The organism is Symbiopectobacterium sp. RP (assembly GCF_050472005.1).
Taxonomy (GTDB): domain Bacteria; phylum Pseudomonadota; class Gammaproteobacteria; order Enterobacterales; family Enterobacteriaceae; genus Symbiopectobacterium.
Genome location: NZ_JBGOGS010000001.1, coordinates 1,091,399 through 1,111,876, shown reverse-complemented (window position 1 = coordinate 1,111,876; position 20,478 = coordinate 1,091,399). Strand labels below are relative to the sequence as shown.

The 20,478-nt window shown below is 50.9% G+C and carries 20 protein-coding genes and 7 pseudogenes; 12 read left to right on the top strand and 15 right to left on the bottom strand.

What is annotated here, in order from left to right:
- Positions 1 to 15: 15 nt before the first annotated feature.
- Positions 16 to 968 (bottom strand): annotated as a pseudogene (locus tag ACD630_RS07270) (IS5 family transposase).
- On the opposite strand from ACD630_RS07270, the gene ACD630_RS07265 reads away from it, so the two are divergent.
- Positions 960 to 2,114 (top strand): transposase, encoded by a 1,155-nt coding sequence (locus ACD630_RS07265; protein WP_430358606.1) that lies wholly within the window; start codon positions 960 to 962, stop codon positions 2,112 to 2,114. The pseudogene ACD630_RS07270 and the gene ACD630_RS07265 overlap by 9 nt on opposite strands.
- Positions 2,045 to 2,275: a hypothetical protein gene (locus tag ACD630_RS07260; RefSeq protein ID WP_430358605.1), complete on the top strand. Its 231-nt coding sequence runs from the start codon at positions 2,045 to 2,047 to the stop codon at positions 2,273 to 2,275. The genes ACD630_RS07265 and ACD630_RS07260 overlap by 70 nt, the downstream gene beginning before the upstream one ends.
- Before the next feature lie 17 nt (positions 2,276 to 2,292).
- On the opposite strand, the pseudogene ACD630_RS07255 reads toward ACD630_RS07260, so the two are convergent.
- From ACD630_RS07255 to dnaK, 5 genes and pseudogenes are all read right to left on the bottom strand, one after another.
- Positions 2,293 to 2,403 (bottom strand): annotated as a pseudogene (locus ACD630_RS07255) (IS630 family transposase); the annotation flags it as partial.
- Positions 2,404 to 2,570: 167 nt separating this feature from the next.
- A pseudogene (locus tag ACD630_RS07250) lies at positions 2,571 to 3,503 on the bottom strand (IS256 family transposase); the annotation flags it as partial.
- A gap of 103 nt (positions 3,504 to 3,606) precedes the next feature.
- Positions 3,607 to 4,633, bottom strand: a pseudogene (locus tag ACD630_RS07245) (IS481 family transposase).
- A gap of 184 nt (positions 4,634 to 4,817) precedes the next feature.
- A complete protein-coding gene (dnaJ, locus tag ACD630_RS07240; protein ID WP_430358604.1) occupies positions 4,818 to 5,951 on the bottom strand; it encodes a molecular chaperone DnaJ in 1,134 nt (377 codons plus the stop codon).
- Between the two features lie 108 nt (positions 5,952 to 6,059).
- Positions 6,060 to 7,970 (bottom strand): molecular chaperone DnaK, encoded by a 1,911-nt coding sequence (gene dnaK / locus ACD630_RS07235; RefSeq protein ID WP_430358603.1) that lies wholly within the window; start codon positions 7,968 to 7,970, stop codon positions 6,060 to 6,062.
- A gap of 524 nt (positions 7,971 to 8,494) precedes the next feature.
- On the opposite strand from dnaK, the gene satP reads away from it, so the two are divergent.
- The 3 genes from satP to ACD630_RS07220 all read left to right on the top strand — a co-directional run bounded on the left by satP (position 8,495) and on the right by ACD630_RS07220 (position 10,923).
- A complete protein-coding gene (gene satP, locus ACD630_RS07230; protein WP_430358602.1) occupies positions 8,495 to 9,070 on the top strand; it encodes an acetate uptake transporter in 576 nt (191 codons plus the stop codon).
- Between the two features lie 343 nt (positions 9,071 to 9,413).
- Positions 9,414 to 10,640, top strand: coding sequence for an IS256 family transposase (locus ACD630_RS07225; RefSeq protein WP_430358601.1), 1,227 nt, complete (start codon positions 9,414 to 9,416; stop codon positions 10,638 to 10,640).
- A 40-nt stretch (positions 10,641 to 10,680) separates the two neighbouring features.
- Complete coding sequence (locus tag ACD630_RS07220; protein WP_430358600.1) at positions 10,681 to 10,923, top strand: transposase; 243 nt, start codon at positions 10,681 to 10,683, stop codon at positions 10,921 to 10,923.
- Between the two features lie 72 nt (positions 10,924 to 10,995).
- Here the strand turns inward: ACD630_RS07220 and ACD630_RS07215 are convergent.
- Positions 10,996 to 11,551 (bottom strand): annotated as a pseudogene (locus ACD630_RS07215) (MFS transporter); the annotation flags it as partial.
- A 126-nt stretch (positions 11,552 to 11,677) separates the two neighbouring features.
- Here ACD630_RS07215 and ACD630_RS07210 point away from each other — a divergent pair.
- The 3 genes from ACD630_RS07210 to ACD630_RS07200 are packed head-to-tail and all read left to right on the top strand — an operon-like array spanning position 11,678 to position 12,452.
- Positions 11,678 to 11,953 (top strand): IS630 transposase-related protein, encoded by a 276-nt coding sequence (locus tag ACD630_RS07210; protein WP_430359942.1) that lies wholly within the window; start codon positions 11,678 to 11,680, stop codon positions 11,951 to 11,953.
- Positions 11,950 to 12,303, top strand: a complete 354-nt coding sequence (locus ACD630_RS07205; protein ID WP_430358599.1) for an IS630 family transposase — start codon at positions 11,950 to 11,952, stop codon at positions 12,301 to 12,303. The genes ACD630_RS07210 and ACD630_RS07205 overlap by 4 nt, the downstream gene beginning before the upstream one ends.
- Positions 12,300 to 12,452: a transposase gene (locus ACD630_RS07200; RefSeq protein ID WP_430358598.1), complete on the top strand. Its 153-nt coding sequence runs from the start codon at positions 12,300 to 12,302 to the stop codon at positions 12,450 to 12,452. Before ACD630_RS07205 ends, ACD630_RS07200 begins: the two co-directional genes overlap by 4 nt.
- Positions 12,453 to 12,472: 20 nt before the next feature.
- Here the strand turns inward: ACD630_RS07200 and ACD630_RS07195 are convergent.
- The 5 genes and pseudogenes from ACD630_RS07195 to ACD630_RS07175 all read right to left on the bottom strand — a co-directional run.
- Positions 12,473 to 12,649, bottom strand: a pseudogene (locus ACD630_RS07195) (MFS transporter); the annotation flags it as partial.
- Between the two features lie 145 nt (positions 12,650 to 12,794).
- The gene (locus tag ACD630_RS07190) at positions 12,795 to 12,983 is read right to left on the bottom strand and encodes a hypothetical protein (protein WP_430358597.1); all 189 of its coding nucleotides are present in this window, start codon (positions 12,981 to 12,983) and stop codon (positions 12,795 to 12,797) included.
- Between the two features lie 77 nt (positions 12,984 to 13,060).
- Positions 13,061 to 13,321, bottom strand: a complete 261-nt coding sequence (locus ACD630_RS07185) for a hypothetical protein (RefSeq protein ID WP_430358596.1) — start codon at positions 13,319 to 13,321, stop codon at positions 13,061 to 13,063.
- A 138-nt stretch (positions 13,322 to 13,459) separates the two neighbouring features.
- Positions 13,460 to 13,633 carry a hypothetical protein gene (locus tag ACD630_RS07180; protein ID WP_430358595.1) on the bottom strand — a complete coding sequence of 58 codons (174 nt, stop codon included), beginning with the start codon at positions 13,631 to 13,633 and terminating at the stop codon, positions 13,460 to 13,462.
- Positions 13,620 to 14,162: a hypothetical protein gene (locus ACD630_RS07175; RefSeq protein WP_430358594.1), complete on the bottom strand. Its 543-nt coding sequence runs from the start codon at positions 14,160 to 14,162 to the stop codon at positions 13,620 to 13,622. Before ACD630_RS07175 ends, ACD630_RS07180 begins: the two co-directional genes overlap by 14 nt.
- Between ACD630_RS07175 and ACD630_RS07170 the strand changes: the two genes are divergently transcribed.
- Together ACD630_RS07170 and istB are read left to right on the top strand one after the other, a co-directional pair.
- A complete protein-coding gene (locus tag ACD630_RS07170; RefSeq protein ID WP_430358593.1) occupies positions 14,154 to 14,345 on the top strand; it encodes a hypothetical protein in 192 nt (63 codons plus the stop codon). The genes ACD630_RS07175 and ACD630_RS07170 overlap by 9 nt on opposite strands.
- A 12-nt stretch (positions 14,346 to 14,357) precedes the next feature.
- On the top strand, positions 14,358 to 15,152 hold the full coding sequence (gene istB / locus ACD630_RS07165) for an IS21-like element helper ATPase IstB (RefSeq protein WP_430359941.1): 795 nt from the start codon (positions 14,358 to 14,360) through the stop codon (positions 15,150 to 15,152).
- Between the two features lie 57 nt (positions 15,153 to 15,209).
- Here the strand turns inward: istB and ACD630_RS07160 are convergent.
- Positions 15,210 to 15,353, bottom strand: a pseudogene (locus ACD630_RS07160) (transcription elongation factor GreB); the annotation flags it as partial.
- 245 nt (positions 15,354 to 15,598) lie between these two features.
- Here ACD630_RS07160 and ompR point away from each other — a divergent pair.
- On the top strand, positions 15,599 to 16,318 hold the full coding sequence (gene ompR / locus ACD630_RS07155) for a two-component system response regulator OmpR (RefSeq protein WP_430358592.1): 720 nt from the start codon (positions 15,599 to 15,601) through the stop codon (positions 16,316 to 16,318).
- Entirely contained in the window at positions 16,315 to 17,688 is a 1,374-nt protein-coding gene (gene envZ / locus ACD630_RS07150) for a two-component system sensor histidine kinase EnvZ (RefSeq protein ID WP_430358591.1), read from the top strand. The genes ompR and envZ overlap by 4 nt, the downstream gene beginning before the upstream one ends.
- 55 nt (positions 17,689 to 17,743) lie before the next feature.
- Here the strand turns inward: envZ and pckA are convergent, their stop codons facing one another.
- Positions 17,744 to 19,381 carry a phosphoenolpyruvate carboxykinase (ATP) gene (gene pckA / locus ACD630_RS07145; protein ID WP_430358590.1) on the bottom strand — a complete coding sequence of 546 codons (1,638 nt, stop codon included), beginning with the start codon at positions 19,379 to 19,381 and terminating at the stop codon, positions 17,744 to 17,746.
- Positions 19,382 to 19,596: 215 nt separating this feature from the next.
- Positions 19,597 to 20,469 (bottom strand): Hsp33 family molecular chaperone HslO, encoded by an 873-nt coding sequence (gene hslO / locus ACD630_RS07140; protein ID WP_430358589.1) that lies wholly within the window; start codon positions 20,467 to 20,469, stop codon positions 19,597 to 19,599.
- Positions 20,470 to 20,478: the final 9 nt, after the last annotated feature.

Here is a 20,478-nt window from a genome sequence, read left to right as displayed (position 1 = left end):
CATACGGGTCGATTGTTACGTGATGCGAATACTGTTCGGCATTCCTAATAGCGTGATCAGGTTAAGCGCTTTGACCATGGCCATGGCTTCACCCACCTGACCATCGTAGTCTCTCAGACTTAGATGACCACCCAGAAGCCTTTTGAACCGGAACATGGCCGTTTCAGCCACTGAGCGCCGGTGATAGCCCACTTTCTTTTTCCAGATATCGTTACTACTGCTAATGCGCTGATTTGCAACAGCGTGGTTACGCTCGTGGTAGCGATCTTGCCAATATTGCGCCCCCTTCGTGGCGGGATAAGCGGCCTTATTTTCTTTCTCAGCAGAGCATCATAGCAGTAAACTGTATCCTAAGCGCCGTCAGCCGATGCCTCTCTGATTTTCCGGTGGGTCTGGTTTATCAGCGCCGGTAGAGCTTGGGCATCAGTCGTACCACTGAGCGACAAATCCACACAGATAATCTCATGTGTCACACTGTCTACTGCCAGGTGCAGCTTACGCCATACCCTGCGTCTGTCGGCACCATGCTGCCGGACTTTCCATTCGCCTTCGCCAAAGACCTTCAGGCCGGTTCCATCAATGACCAGATGTGAGATTTCACCACGGGTTGGCGTTTTTATGATGATGTTCACTGTCTTTGCTCGCTTGCTGAGCAGCGAATAGTCTGGACAATGCAGCGACAATTTAATCAGTTTAAAAATCGAGTCACCAAAGCCCTGTAAAGCCCTCAATGAAAGGCCAAACACGCGTTTCATCATCAGGACTGTGGTGATGGTCATATCTGAGTAGTGGAGCGGTCGTCCACGCCGTTCAGTAGTGTTTTTTTCCGTCCATGCAGCAATGGCTGATTCATCTAGCCATACGGTTAGAGAACCGCGCTGCTTGAGGGCCTTGTTATAAGAGGGCCAGCCTTCGGAGGCATAGGTATCTACACATCTTTTGCAATATCTGCTATTACGTTGCTGCATGATCTCAACTTATCCATCGGCGGGATTGATGCCCGCCTTAACCGGCGTTATCAGCGTCTGGTTAAGCAACACATGACTCCCGCAGCACCATTGGCGTCAGCCGTTAAAGACCTTGCCTGCGCGCAGAAAACCACATTCGCCACTACTCAGGCCGGTTGGCGTTTTTTTAATAATGAACGTATTAGCTTCAGTCAGCTCAATGAACCGATTATTTCGCTGGCTCTCCGGCAGGTTGCACTTAGCCCGCATCCATACGCTCCCGTCGTTCACGACTGGTCTCATTTACAGTTTCGTACCCACAATGGGAAAGAAGAACGTTTGAAAATGACGCATGGTGGCGACGTCGGTTATGAACTACAAACCAGCCTACTGCTTGATGCTGCAAATGGTTTACCAATAGCGCCCCTGTCTCAAACTCTAACCGATAGGGCGGGTTGTCGTTCAACGCTAACCGAGGGCTTGTCTGAGAGTCTGAATCATATGGATGCTTTGACGGCTGATATCGCCCGCGTTGAGTCTCTTGATACCGGGAAGAAGTTAGTTCATCTCATTGACCGTGAAGGTGACTCTATCGGGCATATGCGCACATTAAGCTCCCAGGGAATATGTTGGCTTATCCGGGGAAAGGAAGGGCATCGGGCCGAGTGGGGCGGTGACACCCGTAAAATTGGTGAAATTGCAGACGATCTGCCATTTATCGCAAACGGACAGGTTGGCTGGAAAGGGCAAAAAGCCAATATGGAGATCGGGGAAACATCCGTGATCATAACGCGAACAGCAAAAGCGAAACGGAAAGACAAGAACACCGGACGGCGAGTGAAAGTTCAGCCAGGCGTAGCTCTGACACTCAGATTAGTTGTGGTTCGCCTTACCGATACTCACGGTAAATTTATCGGACGCTGGACGCTGCTCACAAACGTTAGCAACGAGATCACCAGCGCGGAAGTCGCTCGCTGGTATTACTGGCGCTGGGGTATTGAATCCTTTTTTAAGCTGCTGAAAGGTGCCGGTCATGATGTAGAAAAATGGCTTCAGTGCAGTGCTGGTGCCCTGCTACGCAGGTTATTGATGCTAGCATGGCATGTGTGCTGGTATGGCGGCTGCAACGCGCTGAAGGAGACGACAATGCGGCAGCCCGTCAGTTAATTTGCCGATTATCCGGACGAAAACAAAAAAGAGGGCGTAAAGAAAGCGCCCCAGCGCTGCTTGCCGGACTATCCATCCTGCTAAATACCTTGACGTTATTAGCAGACTATACCCCGGAGGAACTTGCCCACTTCGCTATGGTGGTTTTTAACCCTTTATGATGTGTAGATACCTATGCTTCGGAGGCCAGCAGGACGGCTTTGATGCGATCACAAACACGCTTATCACGACTGGTGTCATGAAGGTGTTCGAGTTCGGCTTTTTGCTTGTCGGTAATAAATATCTTCATAGTGGGTGAGCATGATCTTCTTACCGCGTAAAATCAAGCATCTTCAATGATCACGGGTATAGAACATAAATGGTCTCAAGCTAAACGTAAAAAGATGGAAACAGGATGCACTATCGATGACCTGTTTTTAATACATATGCTGTAATCAAAATTAAGTCGCCTAGCTATACCTTGCGAAGTTCCTGCGGGTACGAGAAAAATGTCGATAGGTTGGCCCAGTTTGACTGCCAGCTCCGGCTTATCTGCGGATAGCGGTGATCCCATGTCCCACCGAACGTCTCCAGCGCCTGAAGCGCGGCCTCTTCGGTTGGAGCCTGATACACTGCTTTGAGGTCGCGTCTTACCGCCTTATAGTCCTTCCAGGCAACGAAGCGCAGGCTGTTGCGCACCATGTGCACGATGCACAACTGGATGCGGGCTTCCGGGTAGACCGTGTTGATGGTATCCGGGAACCCTTTCAGGCCGTCCACACAGGCAATGAGGATGTCGGTCAGGCCACGGTTTTTCAGTTCTGTCAGCACGTTCAGCCAGAACTTTGCACCTTCATTTTCGGCCAGCCACATCCCCAGTAGCTCTTTCTGGCCTTCGATATTGATACCCAGCGCCAGGAACACAGACTTATTGATAACGCGGCTGTCCTGCCGGACTTTCAGAACGATACAGTCAAGGTAAACAATGGGATAAACCGCATCCAGGGGGCGATTTTGCCATTCAACAACCTGCTCCATAAACGCAGCGGCAATTTCGCGGGTGGTCATCCCTTTGGCATACAACGATAAAATCTGGTTATCCATCCCGGAGATCCGGGTCTTGTTCTTCTTCACCAGTTGCGGTTCAAAGGAACCATCACGATCACGTGGTGTACGCAGTTCCAGCGGACCATCGCCGGTGGTAACAGTCTTTGTGGAGTAGCCATTGCGCGTGTTAGTTCCAGATTTGGACTGGTGCTTCTCATGCCCGAGGTGATGGGTCATTTCAGCATTAAGGGCAGCTTCAACGCTGATCTTTTTCAGCATGCGATCAAACGGGTTGAGAGCGTCAGGGGTTTTGAGATTTTTGGCCAGCTCGTTAGCCAGAGCCTGTAACTGTTTTTCGTCCATAAAGTAACCTGCTTTTGATGTTGGATTGAACATATCAAAATCAGGTGTACTAGCTCAGACCTGATCTGACAGTTACCGATTATTTATACAGGTGTCTGTCAGATTACATCTGGTTCAGATTCTTTTCTGCCCAGATCCGTTTTCCATCGAGTAAAGTGGCCATCGGAGTACGCCCGCAGCACATTTTTCCCTGATGAGTTCGCTCATTATTGTAATGCCACAACCAGTTGTCCAGATCTACCTGCAGGCTTTCCAAGTCTCCATATAACTTCTTGCGGAACGTAACCTGATAAAAATCCTGCAAAATGGTTTTATGGAAGCGCTCGCAGATGCTGTTCGTCTGCGGAGACATCGCCTTCGTTATCGTTGATAGCCAGATAAAGCTGATAATCATGCTGCTCCACTTTACCACAGTACTCCGTACCCCTGTCGGTCAGTATTCTCAGCACCGGCAGTCCCTGAGCCTCGTAGAACGGGAGTACGCTATCATTGAGCAGGTCGGCGGCGGTGAGTGGTGTTTTATTCGTATACAGCTTGCAGTGTGCCACTTTCGAGTACGTATCCACGAACGTCTGCTGGTAGATACGGCCCACCCCCTTCAGATTGCCCACGTAGAAGGTGTCCTGCGAGCCCAGATACCCGGGATGTGCCGTCTCGATTTCACCGCAGGCCTCATCATCGTGCGCCTTCTTCTCCAGGGCTGCGATTTGAGCGTCGGTAAGGACAATGCCTTCTCTGGCGACCTTTTCCTCAAGCGCCTTCAGGCGTTTACGGAAGTTCTCCAGGTCGTGTCGTTGCCAGATGGAGCGCACGCCGCTGCCGGAGATAAATACGCCTTTTTTACGCAGCTCATTACTGGTCCGGTGCTGCCCATGGGGCGGGAACTCAATAGCATAATCAACAACCGCGCGTTCAGTGGCTTCGTCGGCGCGGTTCTTCAGGTTCGGAACCCGGCGGTTCTGGTTAACCAACGCATCAATGCCGCCTTCAGCAGCCAGTTCCTGATAACGGTAAAATGTATCGCGTGACACGCCCATGCTCTTGCAGGCTTTTGATACGTTACCGAGTTCTTCGGCGAGATTGAGCAGGCCGGCTTTGTGTTTGATAATGGGATTGTTAGTATGAAGCATGAGAGTTACCTCGCGTTTTGTTTAAGGATTAGACACCCATATCAAAACCGGTGACTCTCAACCTTTCAAAGTCCAGTGTCAGATCTAGTCGCGACTAATACAAATTAGGCAATTACACAATCTCGTGTACAGGCTCAAAAAAACCGGTGATACATCACCGGTTTTTTTGTCTGAACCAGCAACGTTAGCGGGTCAGGTCATCGAAAAACTTCTTCACACCATCAAAGAAGCTTTTAGAGCGAGGGCTATTTCTCTCTCCCGAAGGCCCACCGAAACTCTCTTCCAGCTCCTTCAGCAGCTGCTTCTGGCGCTCATTAAGATTAACCGGCGTTTCAACCACCACGCGGCACAGCAGATCTCCCTGTGCACCGCCGCGTACCGATTTCACACCTTTGCCGCGCATGCGGAACAATTTTCCGGTTTGCGTTTCCGCAGGCACCTTCAATTTCACGCGGCCATCTAACGTCGGCACTTCAATCTCACCGCCCATGGCAGCCATCGCAAAGTTGATGGGAACTTCGCAATAGAGATTGTTCTCTTCGCGCTGGAAGATAGGATGCGGTTTTACCTGCACCTGAACGTACAGCTCGCCCGCAGGTGCACCGTGCTCCCCGGCCTCACCTTCACCGGACAAGCGAATACGATCGCCCGTATCCACGCCCGCAGGGATTTTCACCAACAGGGTTTTGCTGGTTTCAACGCGGCCATGACCATGACACTTGTTGCAAGGATCTTTAATGATCTTGCCACGTCCATGACAGTGCGGACAGGTTTGCTGAACGGTAAAGAACCCTTGACGCATCTGCACCTGCCCATTGCCATGACAGGTTGGGCAGGTTACCGGCGAGCTGCCCGGTTTTGCACCGCTGCCATGACAGGAGTCGCACTCTTCAAGCGTCGGAATGCGGATCTCTTTGGCGACACCACGAACCGCTTCTTCCAGCGTCAACTCCATGTTATAGCGTAAATCGGCACCGCGGCTGGCACGTTGACGACGTCCACCGCCGAAAATATCGCCGAATACGTCGCCAAAGATATCGCCAAAATCTGCGCCGCCGAAACCGCCAGCCCCACCTCCGCCCATACCGCCTTGCTCAAACGCCGCGTGGCCGTATTGATCGTAAGCCGCCCGTTTCTGCGCATCCGTCAGAATTTCATAAGCTTCTTTGATCTCTTTGAATTTTGCTTCAGCGTCTTTATCACCGGGGCTGCGGTCCGGGTGAAACTTCATCGCTAGGCGCTTGTAGGCCTTTTTGATCTCCCGCTCATCGGCGTCTTTGGCAACGCCTAGCGCTTCGTAATAATCTTGCTTCGCCATGTTTTTTCCTGCCCTCAACATGCGTGCACGGGCGCAGAGTTTCCTCGACGCCCGTGCCTAGTTTGCCAGCAACGGCTTATCACCGTTGTTGCGCCCGCCTAAGGGCGATTATTTTTTGTCTTTCACTTCTTCAAATTCAGCGTCCACAACGTCGTCTTCTTTACGCGCTGCATCATCTGCATTGCTGCCTGCACCCGCTTGTGCCTGCTGTTGCGATGCTTCCAGCAGTTTGGCAGACGCTTCGATCAACGTTTGGATCTTCGCTTCGATCTCCGCTTTATCTTCGCCTTTCAATACGCCTTCCAGCGCTTTCAGGGCATTTTCAATCGCGGTTTTATCGTTAGCTGCCAGCTTGTCGCCAGACTCTTCCAGCTGTTTACGGGTGCTGTGCAGCAGGTGATCGCCCTGATTACGCGCCTGTACCAGCTCTTCAAACTTACGGTCAGCTTCCGCATTCGATTCTGCATCGCGCACCATCTTCTGGATTTCATCTTCATTCAAGCCAGAAGATGCTTTGATGGTGATGTTCTGCTCGCGGCCGCTGTTTTTGTCTTTGGCAGAAACGTGCAGGATACCGTCAGCGTCGATGTCAAAAGTCACTTCAATCTGCGGCATACCGCGCGGTGCGTTCTGAATACCGTCTAGGTTAAACTGACCCAACGATTTGTTGTCGTGTGCACGTTTACGTTCACCCTGCAACACATGGATGGTTACTGCGGACTGGTTATCTTCCGCCGTAGAGAACACCTGGCTGTGTTTGGTCGGTATGGTAGTGTTCTTGGTAATCAGCGGCGTCATTACGCCACCCATGGTTTCGATACCCAGTGACAGCGGGGTAACGTCCAGCAGCAGCACGTCTTTAACGTCACCGGCTAACACGCCGCCCTGCACCGCAGCACCGATCGCCACTGCTTCATCCGGGTTAACGTCTTTGCGCGGTTCTTTGCCAAAGAAGTCAGCCACTTTCTTCTGTACCAGCGGCATACGGGTTTGACCACCCACCAGAATCACGTCCTGCACGTCAGAAACGGACAGCCCGGCATCCTGCAATGCGACTTTTAGCGGCTCCAGTGAACGGGTCACCAGCTCTTCTACCAGCGACTCCAACTTGGCGCGAGTCACTTTGATGTTCAGGTGTTTCGGACCGGTAGCATCCGCCGTGATGTACGGCAGGTTAACGTCGGTCTGTTGCGCAGAGGAAAGTTCAATTTTCGCTTTTTCTGCTGCTTCTTTCAGGCGCTGCATCGCCAACGGATCGTTGCGCAGGTCGAAGCCTTGCTCTTTCTTAAACTCGTCAACCAGATAGTTGATCATACGGCTGTCGAAGTCTTCACCACCCAGGTGGGTATCACCATTGGTTGCCAGTACTTCAAAAGTTTTTTCGCCGTCAACTTCATCGATTTCGATGATGGAAATATCAAACGTACCGCCGCCCAAGTCGTAAACCGCAATGGTGCGGTTACCCACTTCTTTGTCAAGACCGTACGCCAGCGCAGCCGCTGTCGGTTCATTGATGATACGTTTTACTTCCAGACCCGCGATGCGGCCTGCATCTTTGGTTGCCTGACGTTGCGCATCGTTAAAATACGCCGGAACGGTGATAACCGCTTCAGTGATAGTTTCACCGAGGTAGTCTTCTGCCGTTTTCTTCATTTTTTTCAGCACTTCAGCAGAGATCTGCGGCGGTGCCATTTTCTGGTCTTTCACTTCCAACCAAGCGTCACCATTATCTGCTGCAACGATGTTGTACGGCATGATGTTGGTATCACGCTGCACTTCTTCATCTTTGAAGCGACGACCAATCAGACGCTTGATAGCAAACAGGGTGTTTTTCGGGTTAGTCACAGCCTGACGTTTAGCGGGCTGGCCAACCAGAATTTCACCATCTTGCGTATAAGCAATAATAGAAGGCGTGGTGCGATCGCCCTCGCTGTTTTCCAGTACTTTAACCTGCGTACCCTCCATAATCGCTACACAAGAGTTGGTTGTACCCAGGTCGATACCAATAATCTTACCCATCTAAACATCTCCACTAAAAAGTCGTATTCGGTGTGGCCGTTCAACCTACTATGCGGGCGAAAAGGGGATTTTCAACTCAACAAGGTGCAATTATTCAATGTTTGCCCTCACGAGGTCTCCTCATCCACACGGTGTTCTTTGATGTTCCAGGCAAACTCATGCTTCCCAGCACATCCCGTTACAAGATGTCAAACCGTTTCGGTTGGAAATAAGATGGGGACAACAATTTACTCCTCAAGGGGGGAGCGAAAAAAAAAATGCAGGCGATCCCCTTTATGATTAAACTATTCCTCTTGCGCCTTGTTGTATCCGCGCAATCGTCTCGCTATTATGCCGCGCCGCAATTAAAATTTTTTTAGAAAATTTTACCGTTGCGTTGTTTTTACGGTTACAGCGCTTTCACAGTTAAATAGCAAGGGTCTATCGGGACGACGAGCAAGGACAGCTCGCCAGAGATCAGGAAACACCGACAGAACGCGGCATCGAGCAAGCTACACAACTCCACTATTGTATTCTGAGGATTTATGCAAACGAACTCGCTGGCGAATCCCGGTCCGTTAGGACTGATGGGCTTCGGGATGACTACCATTCTTCTTAACCTGCATAACGCAGGCTTTTTCCCACTTTCTTCTATTATTCTCAGCATGGGGATTTTCTACGGCGGCATCGCCCAGATCATCGCAGGGCTGTTGGAATACAAGAAAGGCAACACCTTTGGCGTGACCGCATTCACCTCTTACGGCACATTCTGGCTGACGCTGGTCGGCATTCTGATGCTGCCGAAAATGGGCCTGGCAGAAGCCAGTGACGCACAGTTCCTCGGAGTATTTCTTGGACTGTGGGGCGTTTTCACCCTGTTTATGTTCTTCGGCACGCTGTTCGTCAACCGTGCGCTGCAGTTTGTATTTGCCAGCCTGACGCTGCTGTTTGCCCTGTTGGCTATCGGTAACTTCACCGGTAACCACGGCCTGCTGACCATTGCGGGCTATGAAGGCATTATTTGTGGCGCCAGCGCCATTTATTTGGCAATGGCAGAAATGCTGAACGCGCAGTTTGGCCGTAAGGTACTGCCGATTGGTGCACGCGGCACGGCACACTAATCGCCTCGCGTTACCCGCAATAAAAAGCCCGGCGCATGCGCCGGGCTTTTTGTTTTCTTGCGACAGAGCATGCACGGAACACTACAGGTTCTGCGCCGACTCAGTAAGCGCCACGCGGCGGCGCGACTGTGTCTGATAAAGATAAAGCCCCAGCAGCAAGCCAAGCCCAGACAGTGCCAGCACATAAACGGCTGGTGCGATAGGCGTTATAGCCAACCGACTTAAAAATGATTACACCATATGGACTGGAGTTATGCTCATTTCTGGTGTACGGGGTTTCGGGGAGGGTGGCGTATCCTGCTGATTGATTTCGTGGATGATTTCAACAACAGAGAGATACCCCATGAAAAAGTCTACCCTACAGGTCTCCGCAGAACCAGATATTGCAGCTGATCCCTTGCATGAACTCATTCGTAATGGTGCCAGGCAGCTGATAGCTGCCGCCGTTGAGGTTGAGCTCGAAGCCATGCTGCAACAATATGCTGAACGCTGCCTTGACGACGGGCGTCATGCTGTCGTTCGTAACGGCTATTTGCCACCGCGAACCATACAGACGGGTATTGGGGATGTTGAAATTAAAGTGCCTAAGGTCAGGGAGCGCAGCGGCAACGGAATATGCTTCAACAGCGCGTTGTTGCCGCCTTATCTGAAACGTGCAAAAAGCGTCGAAGAGTTGCTACCATGGCTGTACCTGCGAGGCATATCCACCGGTGATTTTCACGAAGCCCTGAGGGCGCTTCTCGGTGAAAAAGCGAATGGCCTCTCTGCCAGTATCATCAGCAGACTGAAACAGCAGTGGCTTGAAGAGCACAGGCAATGGTGCCTGCGTGATTTAAGCGATACGCGCTACGTTTATTTCTGGGCCGATGGCATATACAGCCATGTCAGGCAAGATGATCGCCTTTGCCTGCTGGTCATTATCGGCGTCACTGAGCATGGACGTAAGGAGCTGGTTGCGGTCGAAGATGGTTATCGAGAGTCAGAAGCAAACTGGGCCGAACTTCTTAATGGCCTGCGAGCACGTGGCCTAACCGTATCTCCCAAGCTGTCTACGGGAGACGGTGCCCTTGGTTTTTGGAATGCAATGGCAAAGATATTCCCGGACACGCAGCACCAACGCTGTTGGGTGCACAAAACCGCTAATGTGTTGGCTTCACACCCCAAAGCCATGCAACCGAAAGTTAAGGCTGAGCTGCGGGAGGTTTGGCTGGCAGAGAGCCGCGATGCCGCTAATGAAGCCTTTGATGTTTTGTTGGCAAGGTTTTCAGCGAAGTATCCTGCAGCGATGAAGAAGCTGGAGAAAGCTCAAGAAGAACTGCTGGCATTCTACGACTTCCCGTCAGAGCACTGGGCGTCAATAAGAACGACAAATCCGATTGAATCGGCTTTTGCGACTGTGAGGCTACGAAGCAGAGGCGCGAAGAACGATGGTTCGAGAGAAACAACCCTGTCAATGGTATTTAAGCTGCTCCAGTCAGCTCAGAAAAGCTGGAACCGACTAAGAGGATTTGACCTGCTGACCCTGGTTGTAAGCAACGTCCAATTTAAGGATGGAGAACAGATTCACTAAGCATCAGAGCGGAATGTAGCCTGATCGCCATAAACCAGATTTGCTAATAATTCTGTTTGCTATCGGATTATTTGATATCAATATTAACAGCGATGTTTTCTATTCCTGGGTCACACAAGTCCTTATCCCAGTACTCCCTAAAAACAGTGTAATCGTGATGGACAATGCAACTTTTCACAAAAAACATAATATTCAACAAGTCATCATCGATGCAGGGTATATGGTGGAGTATTTGCCAGATCTTAACCCAATTGCGCATAAATGGGCACAAGCAAAAAATTAGAGAGAGAGTGGTTGCGATACAGAGATTTTGTTCTCAGTCCATATGGTGTAATCAAAATTAAGTCGCTTTTCTATAAGGCACAGCACCGACTACGCCAACGCATAATCCCGCAACCGCATACCCTAAGAACAGCAACGAAGGATCGCGCGCTACCACCAGATAGAAGAAAGCGCAGCCCGCTGCTGCCGAAAATAAACGTCTTACCGGCTCCGATGCGATCGACGATCATCCCGACGGTCACACAGCCCATCATCAGGGTGATAGTTGCCAGACAGTTGGCCTGCAACGCCATCGAAGCGGGGATGCCATGCGCTTTTTGCAAATAGGTCGGAGCCATCAGGATCACCACCACGATGCAGGCTGAGAGCAGCCAGGTCAGCAGCATCGACACCACAACTGCCGTTTTATGTTTCATCACCACCGCTTTAAGCGGCAATTCCTCCGCCAGACGTTTGTGCGCCTGCATCTCCATAAATACCGGTGTCTCTTGCAAGCAGCGACGCAAATACATGGCAAAGAAACCAAAGATACCGCCGAGGAAGAACGGAATACGCCAGCCGCCGCCGACAATCTGCTGCGGCGTTAATGTGCTATTGAGTAGTGTCGCAATCGCAGAACCAAGCAGAATATAGCTAAACGACTTAATTTTGATTACATTATTTAAATGAGCTATTCAATTGATTTTAGACGTAAAGTGATATCTACACGGGAAGAAGAAGGGTTGAGTATCCGAGAAACAGCGAAGTAATTTCGGATTGGCCCTGCCTCTGTATTGCGTTGGATTAATCAAATAGCGTCAAAAGCATCGACCACGCGTCAGCGAAAGAGCGATAAATCCGAGTTGATAAAAGATGTTGAACCATATCCAGATGCTTACCAAAAAGAACGTGCAGAGCGTTTTGGCGTTTGTCAGAAGGCCATTTGGCAAGCTCTTAAAAAGCTGGGATTGACCTATAAAAAAAACTCTATGTCATCCGAAAGCCGACGAAAGCGCCCGGCAAGCATTTCAACAAAAAATACAACAGTATGAAAAAAGGAAAACCTATTGTTTTTATTGATGAAAGTGGTTTTCCACACGATACCCCACGGACTCACGGCTATTCCCCAAAAGGTCAACGGTGTTTTGGCCTGAAGAACGGGGGAGCCAAGGGAAGAACAAATGTTATCGGCGCGTTATTAGGCACAACGCTGTTTGCTATCGGATTATTTGATATCAATATTAACAGCGATGTTTTCTATTCCTGGGTCACACAAGTCCTTATCCCAGTACTCCCTAAAAACAGGGTAATCGTGATGGACAATGCAACTTTTCACAAAAAACATAATATTCAACAAGTCATCATCGATGCAGGGTATATGGTGGAGTATTTGCCTACATGATGCAGGGTATTTGCCTACATGATGCAGGGTATTTGCCTACATATTCGCCAGATCTTAACCCCATTGAGCATAAATGGGCACAAGCAAAAAGCAAAAAAAGAGAGAGTGGTTGCGATACAGAGATTTTGTTCTCAGTCCATATGGTGTAATCAAAATTAAGTCGCTTGGCTATACCGAGCGGCAGCCCCGCCGTCAGAATGCCACACGCCAGCCTAATGCGAGAACGTGGCACATGCTCAGAGACAAACACCTAGGCTCACGGCACTTCACCACCAATCGCAGCACCTTGTAAAATACGCACCAACAGCAGCAATACTGGCGCAGCAATCCCCATACTTTCATAGGTATAGCCAAGCGACATTATTTTGATAACAGCCAGCTATGCTTTTTTGCCGCATATCAGGGTATCTGTTGTAATCATTTTTAAGTCGGTTGGCTATATCTACACATCATAAAGGGTTAAAAACCACCATAGCGAAGTGGACAAGTTCTTACGGGGTATAGTCTGCTAATAACGTCAAGGTATTTAGCAGGATGGATAGTCCGGCAAGCAGCGCTGGGGCGCTTTCTTTACGCCCTCGTTTTTGTTGTCGTCCGGATAATCGGCAAATTAACTGACGGGCTGCCGCATTGTCGTCTCCTTCAGCGCGTTGCAGCCGCCATACCAGCACACATGCCATGCTAGCTATCAATAACCTGCGTAGCAGGGCACCAGCACTGCGCTGAAGCCATTTTTCTACATCATGACCGGCACCTTTCAGTAGCTTAAAAAAGGATTCAATACCCCAGCGCCAGTAATACCAGCGAGCGACTTCCGCGCTGGTGATCTCGTTGCTAACGTTTGTGAGCAGCGTCCAGTGTCCGATAAATTTACCGTGATATCGGTAAGGCGAACCACAACTAATCTGAGTGTCAGAGCTACGCCTGGCTGAACTTTTACTCGCCGTCCTGTGCTCTTGTCTTTCCGCTTCGGTTTTGCTATTCGCGTTATGATCACGGATGTTTCCCCGATCTCCATATTGGCTTTTTTCCCTTTCCAGCCAACCTGTCCGTTTGCGATAAATGGCAGATCGTCTGCAATTTCACCAATTTTACGGGTGTCACCGCCCCACTCGGCCCGATGCCCTTCCTTTCCCCGGATAAGCCAACATATTCCCTAGGAGCTTAATGTGCGCATATGCCCGATAGAGTCACCTTCACGGTCAATGAGATGAACTAACTTCTTCCCGGTATCAAGAGACTCAACGCGGGCGATATAGCCAAACGACTTAAAAATAATTACAGCAAATACCCTGATATGTGGCAAAAAAATACAGCTAATTGTTATCAAAATAATGTCGCTTGGCTATATCAGCCGTCAAAGCATCCATATGAGTCAGAGTCTCAGACAAGCCCTCGGTTAGCATTGAACGACAACCCGCCCTATCGGTTAGAGTTTGAGACAGGGGCTCTATTGGTAAACCATTTGCAGCATCAAGCAGTAGGCTGGTTTGTAGTTCATAACCGACGTCGCCACCATGCGTCATTTTCAAACGTTCTTCTTTCCCATTGTGGGTACGAAACTGTAAATGAGACCAGTCGTGAACAACGGGAGCGTATGGATGCGGGCTAAGTGCAACCTGCCGGAGAGCCAGCGAAATAATCGGTTCATTGAGCTGACTGAAGCTAATACGTTCATTATTAAAAAAACGCCAAACGGCCTGAGTAGTGGCGAATGTTGTTTTCTGCGCGTAGGCAAGGTCTTTAACGGCTGACGCCAATGGTGCTGCGGGAGTCATGTGTTGCTTAACCAGACGCTGATAACGCCGGTTAAGGCGGGCATCAATCCCGCCGATGGATAAGTTGAGATCATGCAGCAACGTAATAGCAGATATTGCAAAAGATGTGTAGATATAGCCAACCGACTTAAAAATGATTACAGCCAATGCCCTGATATGTGGCAAAAAATACAGCTAATTGTTATCAAAATAATGTCGCTTGGCTATACCTATGCTCTGGCAGCAGGTCAGTCAGGTGGAACATCGGCCGCTGAGTGCGTATGAGGAGCTGTTGTGATGCATGAACTGAAGATACTGCTGGGTCATCTGAAAATGGAACATCTGGGCTACCACGTCGAAAGCCTGCTGGAGCAGGCGGCCAAAAAAGAGCTGAACTACCGCGAGTTCCTGTGCATGGCGCTGCAACAGGAATGGAACGGGAGACATCAGCGCGGTATGGAGTCCCGACTGAAACAAGCCCGCTTCCCGTGGGTCAAAATGCTGAAGCAGTTCGACTTCGGCTTCCAGCCAGGTATCGATCGTAAGGTCGTCCGGGAACTGGCCGGGCTGGCGTTCGTGGGGCGCAGCGAAAACGTGATCCTGCTGGGGCCGCCAGGTGTGGGCAAAACGCACCAGGCAGTAACACTGGGGGTCAAAGCTGCTGATGCCGGTCACCGGGTGCTGTTCATGCCACTGGATAAGCTGATCGCCACACTTATGAAGGCAAAGCAGGAAAACCGGCTGGAGAAACAGCTACAGCAGCTTGGTTACACCCGGGTACTGATACTGGATGAGATAGGCTATCTGCCGATGAGCCGTGAGGAAGCCAGTCTGTTCTTCCAGTTGCTGAACCGTCGGTATGAAAAAGCGAGCATCGTGCTGACGTCAAATAAAGGGTTCGCCGACTGGGGAGAGATGTTCGGCGATAACGTGCTGGCAACAGCAATCCTGGATCGGCTGCTACACCACTCAACCACACTGAACATCAAAGGAGAAAGCTACCGGTTAAAGGAAAAATGCAAAGCCGGAGTGCTGGCAAAAAACGCCACGCCAGTCAGTGATGATGAAATGGCGGAAAGCGGGCAACATTAATGAGCAATAGCGGACATTAAAAATGGCGAAAAACGGCCAATAATCTTGGCGTTGACAGTAGTCGGCATTTTCACTGCGATCGCCTAAACTTGCCGCCCAAGCCACTTTTTCTGTAATTTCTGGACGACGTTCTTTCCAAAGATAGTTAAGCTCTTTGTAGAGCATGTCGTAACCTTCACGGGTGATAAGATCGGTTTTCATCGTTTGCTTTCATCATCGGTTATTACGAGTACGCATAGCGCGGCGTTGATACACTGTCAGCAGTATAGGCGTTGCTACATCCTAAGGCGATTGCGCTTGTAAAATGAAGGAAATGATTGATTAATCCCTATTTTATTATGCTTTGTAACAATTTTGCCTGCAATATATACCAGAAACGACTGTCAGTAATTCATGGTTTTTGAACAATACGGCATTGGCAGCGATTACGCTTTTGGAGAATGAAAATGCAAGAGAACTATAAAATTCTGCTAGTAGATGATGATATGCGCCTGCGCGCACTGCTGGAGCGTTACCTGACGAAGCAAGGTTTTCAAGTACGTAGCGTAGCCAATGCTGAACAGATGGATCGTTTACTGACGCGTGAGTCTTTTCACCTGATGGTGCTGGACCTGATGTTACCGGGTGAAGATGGGCTCTCTATTTGCCGTCGCCTGCGCAGCCAAAGCAATCCGATGCCCATCATTATGGTGACGGCGAAAGGGGAAGAAGTTGACCGTATCGTTGGCCTGGAAATTGGCGCTGATGACTACATTCCTAAACCGTTTAACCCGCGCGAGCTGTTGGCGCGCATCCGTGCCGTGTTGCGCCGTCAGGCGAACGAACTGCCGGGGGCGCCGTCACAGGAAGAGGCGGTGATCGCCTTTGGCAAGTTCAAGCTTAACCTTGGCACGCGCGAAATGTTTCGCGATGATGAGCCGATGCCGTTGACCAGTGGAGAATTTGCGGTGTTGAAAGCGTTGGTCAGCCACCCGCGTGAGCCGTTATCTCGCGATAAACTGATGAACCTGGCGCGTGGTCGTGAATACAGCGCCATGGAGCGCTCCATCGACGTGCAGATCTCGCGGTTGCGCCGTATGCTGGAGGAAGATCCGGCGCATCCGCGCTATATCCAAACCGTCTGGGGCCTGGGATACGTCTTTGTGCCGGACGGCAGTAAAGCATGAGACGATGGCGCTTTTTTCCGCACAGTTCGTTTGCCCGGACGCTGTTGCTGATTGTTACTCTGTTGTTTGTCAGTCTGGTCACCACCTATCTGGTGGTGCTCAATTTTGCCATTTTGCCAAGTTTGCAGCAATTCAACAAAGTTTTGGCCTACGAAGTGCGCATGCTGATGACCGACAGGCTGCAACTGGAGGATGGCTCTTCGCTGGAAGTGCCACCGGCGTTCCGGCGTGAAATCTATCGCGAGCTGGGGATTTCCCTGCATACCAACGCCGCGGCGGAGGAGAGCGGCCTACGTTGGGCGCAGCACTACAAGTTTTTGAGCCAGCAAATGGCCCAGCAGCTTGGCGGCCCGACGGATGTACGCGTTGAAGTCAGCAAGAACACCCCCGTGGTGTGGTTGAAAACCTGGCTTTCACCCGATATCTGGGTGAGGTTGCCCCTGACGGAAATCCATCAAGGCGACTTTTCTCCGCTATTCCGATACACGCTGGCGATTATGCTACTGGTCATCGGCGGGGCGTGGCTGTTTATTCGTTTGCAGAACCGGCCGCTGGTGGAGCTGGAGTATGCGGCGCTGCAAGTGGGGAAAGGCATTATTCCACCCGCTTTGCGTGAGTATGGTGCCTCCGAGGTTCGTTCGGTAACGCGCGCTTTCAACCAGATGGCGTCAGGGGTCAAACTGCTGGCTGACGATCGTACGCTCTTGATGGCGGGCGTTAGCCACGATTTACGCACGCCGTTAACACGTATCCGGTTGGCAACCGAGATGATGAGCAAGGATGATGACTATCTGGCTGAGTCCATCAACAAGGATATTGAAGAGTGTAATGCCATTATTGAACAGTTTATCGACTATCTGCGTACGGGCCAGGAGATGCAGATGGAAGCGGCGGATCTGAACAGTATTCTGGGCGAGGTCGTGGCGGCTGAGAGCGGCTACGAGCGCCAGATTGACAGCGATTTCTTCGACGGTGAACTGATGGTGCGTATCAGTCCGCTATCCATCAAACGTGCGGCGCTGAATCTGGTAGTCAATGCGACGCGCTATGGTAACGGCTGGATCAAGGTCAGCAGCGGACGAGAACTGCAACGCGTCTGGTTCCAGGTGGAGGATGATGGTCCGGGTATCGATCCTGCGCAACTGGCACATCTGTTCCAACCGTTTGTGCGCGGCGACAGCGCGCGTACTTCCAGCGGTACGGGATTAGGGCTGGCAATCGTGCAGCGTATCATTGATGCGCATGACGGTGCGCTAGACGTGGGCACCAGCGAACGCGGTGGGCTGTGCGTGCGTGCTTATCTGCCCTTACCCTATGATCGGACCAAAGAAGGGTCGTCAGCTGTTGAAAAAGAGGCGTCAGAAGGGTGAAACATGGCGGTTTACGCAGAAGAAAAAAGCGCGGGCAAGCCCGCGCTTTTGCGTTTTATGGTGCGATTTCCGCCCCAATTTCTGGTCCGGCGCTCACCAGCGCCTGACCGGCAGGGGTGTCGGTATACTTGTCGAAGTTGGTGCAAAAACGCTGTGCCAAATCTTCGGCTTTCTCTTGCCACTTCGCCCGACTGACATAGGTGTTGCGCGGATCCAAAATCTGAACATCGACGCCGGGCAGTGAGCGCGGAATAGCCAGATTGAAGATTGGCAACGTATGCATTTCAGCATCATCAATGCTGCCATTGAGAATGGCATCAATGATGGCACGGGTATCTTTAATCGAGATGCGTTTCCCCGAACCGTTCCAGCCGGTGTTCACCAGATAGGCTTGTGCCCCTGCGGCTTTCATGCGTTTGACCAGAACTTCTGCATAACGTGTGGGATGGAGCGACAGGAACGCCGCACCAAAACAGGCGGAAAACGTCGGCGTAGGCTCGGTGATCCCGCGCTCTGTGCCAGCCAGTTTGGTGGTGAAGCCGGATAGGAAATGGTACTGCGTCTGGTCGGGCGTCAGGCGCGATACCGGCGGCAGAACGCCGAAAGCATCGGCCGTGAGGAAAATCACCTTACGAGCGTGTCCCGCTTTGGAAACCGGTTTGACGATGTTGTGAATATGGTAAATGGGATAGGAGACGCGGGTGTTCTCTGTTTTGCTGCCATCGTTAAAATCCACGCTGCCATCTTCCCGTACCGTGACATTCTCCAGCAGCGCATCGCGTTTGATGGCACCGTAAATATCCGGTTCCGCTTCTTTCGACAGTTTGATGGTTTTGGCGTAGCAGCCGCCTTCAAAGTTGAACACGCCGTCATCATCCCAGCCGTGCTCATCGTCGCCAATCAACTGGCGCTTCGGATCGGTGGACAGCGTGGTTTTTCCGGTGCCGGACAGACCGAAGAAAATGGCCACATCCCCTTTTTCTCCGACGTTGGCTGAACAGTGCATGGAAGCGATGCCCTTGAGCGGCAGCAGATAGTTCATGATCGAGAACATCCCTTTCTTCATTTCGCCGCCGTACCAGGTACCGCCGATCAGTTGGATCCGCTCCGTCAGGTTGAAGGCGACAAAATTCTCTGAGTTCAGCCCCTGCTCCTGCCATTGTGGATTGGTACATTTCGCCCCGTTCATCACGATGAAATCGGGCTCAAACTGCGTGAGCTCATCCTCTTGCGGGCGAATAAACATGTTTTTGACGAAGTGGGCCTGCCAGGCAACCTCGGTGATAAAACGCACTTTCAGACGGGTATCGGGGTTGGCTCCGCAGAAGGCATCGATGACAAACAGACGTTTGCCGGACAGTTGCTCGATTACCAGTTGTTTCAGGTGGCTCCAGACTTCTTGCGTCATGGGGTGGTTATCGTTCTTGCCTTTGCCTTGATCCGACCACCACACGTGTTCACGCGAGGTGTCATCACGAACGATATATTTATCTTTGGGCGAACGACCGGTAAAAACCCCGGTGTTGACGGCGATAGCGCCCAGCTTGGTTTCTCTGCCGCGTTCATATCCCTCCAAGTCGGGAGCGACCTCTTCCTGGAAAAGTACTTCATAACTCGGATTGTAGACAATCTCGCTGACATCGCGGATTCCATAAGCGGCGAGGGCTTGTGGTACAATACCTTTGATCTGCATATCGCTACTCCTCAATAGTTATAGTCATACTGATAATTATTGTACGGAGTAAGCCTATTTTAGCTGGGATAACAATCATAAAATTAAATAATTTAAGACATAGTTTTGTTTAATTTTCGTTAAGTAAAACGATTCTCCTCCTGTGGGAGCGAAAAATGAAAACGGGCACCGAAGTGCCCGCTTAGTCAGTAGCTTGGTATTAATGATCTCTATGATCAATGCCTTGTAGCGTCTGCGTTAGCGTGACGAATGTCACTGATCTCACTGGCACTGAAGGAGTAGTGAGTACCACAGTAATCGCAATACATATCGATTTCTTGTTCTTGCTCCAACATCTCATGCAGATCGGCATCCGACAGCGTCATTAATGCATCTGCGCAACGTTCACGCGAACAGTGACAGTGAAACGATACGGCCTGCGGCTCGTAGAGCGTCACCGATTCCTTATGGTAAAGGCGATACAACACCTCGTTCGCAGGCAGGGTAAACAGCTCTTCGTTTTTGATGGTTGTTGTCAATTGCACCAGATGATCAAAATCGTCGTGGCCGACGTGCTGGGCGGGCAGCACTTGCAGCAGCATGCCTGCGGCAACCGGGCGGCCTTCATGCTCCCCGCTGCGAATAAACAACCGGGTAGGCAACTGTTCGGATTGCAGGAAATAGTTTTCAAGACAGCTGGCAACCGAATCGCCCTCCAGACCCACCACGCCTTGATAGCGCTCACCTTCCTCGGGCGTAATGGTGATCACCAGATAGCCATTACCTACCATGTCACGCAGCGTCGCGTTAGGCGTAATCTCGCCTTGCAAGCGGGCAACGCCGCGCATTTGCTGCTGATTATTGCCGTTGATGACGGCGAGTTTCAGCGGGCCGTCGCCTTGAAGCTGTACAGTGATATCGCCATTGAGCTTCAACGTTGCCGTCAACAGGCTGGTGGCGGCAAGCATATCACCCAGAATCAGTCGCACCGGTGTCGGGTAGTCGTGGTTTTCCAGAATCTGTTGGTAGGTATTACTGACCGTCACCAACTTGCCGCGAACGGCATGATTTTCAAACAGATAACGGTGTAGTTGGTCATGGTTGGACATGGTTTCTCT

Bases quoted from the DNA above. Each gene is read 5' to 3' on its own strand.
- ACD630_RS07260 (WP_430358605.1), top strand. From the start codon at position 2,045: ATGGCATGTGTGCTGGTATGGCGGCTGCAACGCGCTGAAGGAGACGAC.
- dnaJ (WP_430358604.1), bottom strand. From the start codon at position 5,951: ATGGCGAAGCAAGATTATTACGAAGCGCTAGGCGTTGCCAAAGACGCC.
- dnaK (WP_430358603.1), bottom strand. From the start codon at position 7,970: ATGGGTAAGATTATTGGTATCGACCTGGGTACAACCAACTCTTGTGTA.
- satP (WP_430358602.1), top strand. From the start codon at position 8,495: ATGCAAACGAACTCGCTGGCGAATCCCGGTCCGTTAGGACTGATGGGC.
- ACD630_RS07225 (WP_430358601.1), top strand. From the start codon at position 9,414: ATGAAAAAGTCTACCCTACAGGTCTCCGCAGAACCAGATATTGCAGCT.
- ACD630_RS07205 (WP_430358599.1), top strand. From the start codon at position 11,950: ATGAAAAAAGGAAAACCTATTGTTTTTATTGATGAAAGTGGTTTTCCA.
- ACD630_RS07200 (WP_430358598.1), top strand. From the start codon at position 12,300: ATGATGCAGGGTATTTGCCTACATGATGCAGGGTATTTGCCTACATAT.
- ACD630_RS07190 (WP_430358597.1), bottom strand. From the start codon at position 12,983: ATGGCATGTGTGCTGGTATGGCGGCTGCAACGCGCTGAAGGAGACGAC.
- ACD630_RS07185 (WP_430358596.1), bottom strand. From the start codon at position 13,321: ATGGAGATCGGGGAAACATCCGTGATCATAACGCGAATAGCAAAACCG.
- ACD630_RS07170 (WP_430358593.1), top strand. From the start codon at position 14,154: ATGCAGCAACGTAATAGCAGATATTGCAAAAGATGTGTAGATATAGCC.
- istB (WP_430359941.1), top strand. From the start codon at position 14,358: ATGCATGAACTGAAGATACTGCTGGGTCATCTGAAAATGGAACATCTG.
- ompR (WP_430358592.1), top strand. From the start codon at position 15,599: ATGCAAGAGAACTATAAAATTCTGCTAGTAGATGATGATATGCGCCTG.
- envZ (WP_430358591.1), top strand. From the start codon at position 16,315: ATGAGACGATGGCGCTTTTTTCCGCACAGTTCGTTTGCCCGGACGCTG.
- pckA (WP_430358590.1), bottom strand. From the start codon at position 19,381: ATGCAGATCAAAGGTATTGTACCACAAGCCCTCGCCGCTTATGGAATC.
- hslO (WP_430358589.1), bottom strand. From the start codon at position 20,469: ATGTCCAACCATGACCAACTACACCGTTATCTGTTTGAAAATCATGCC.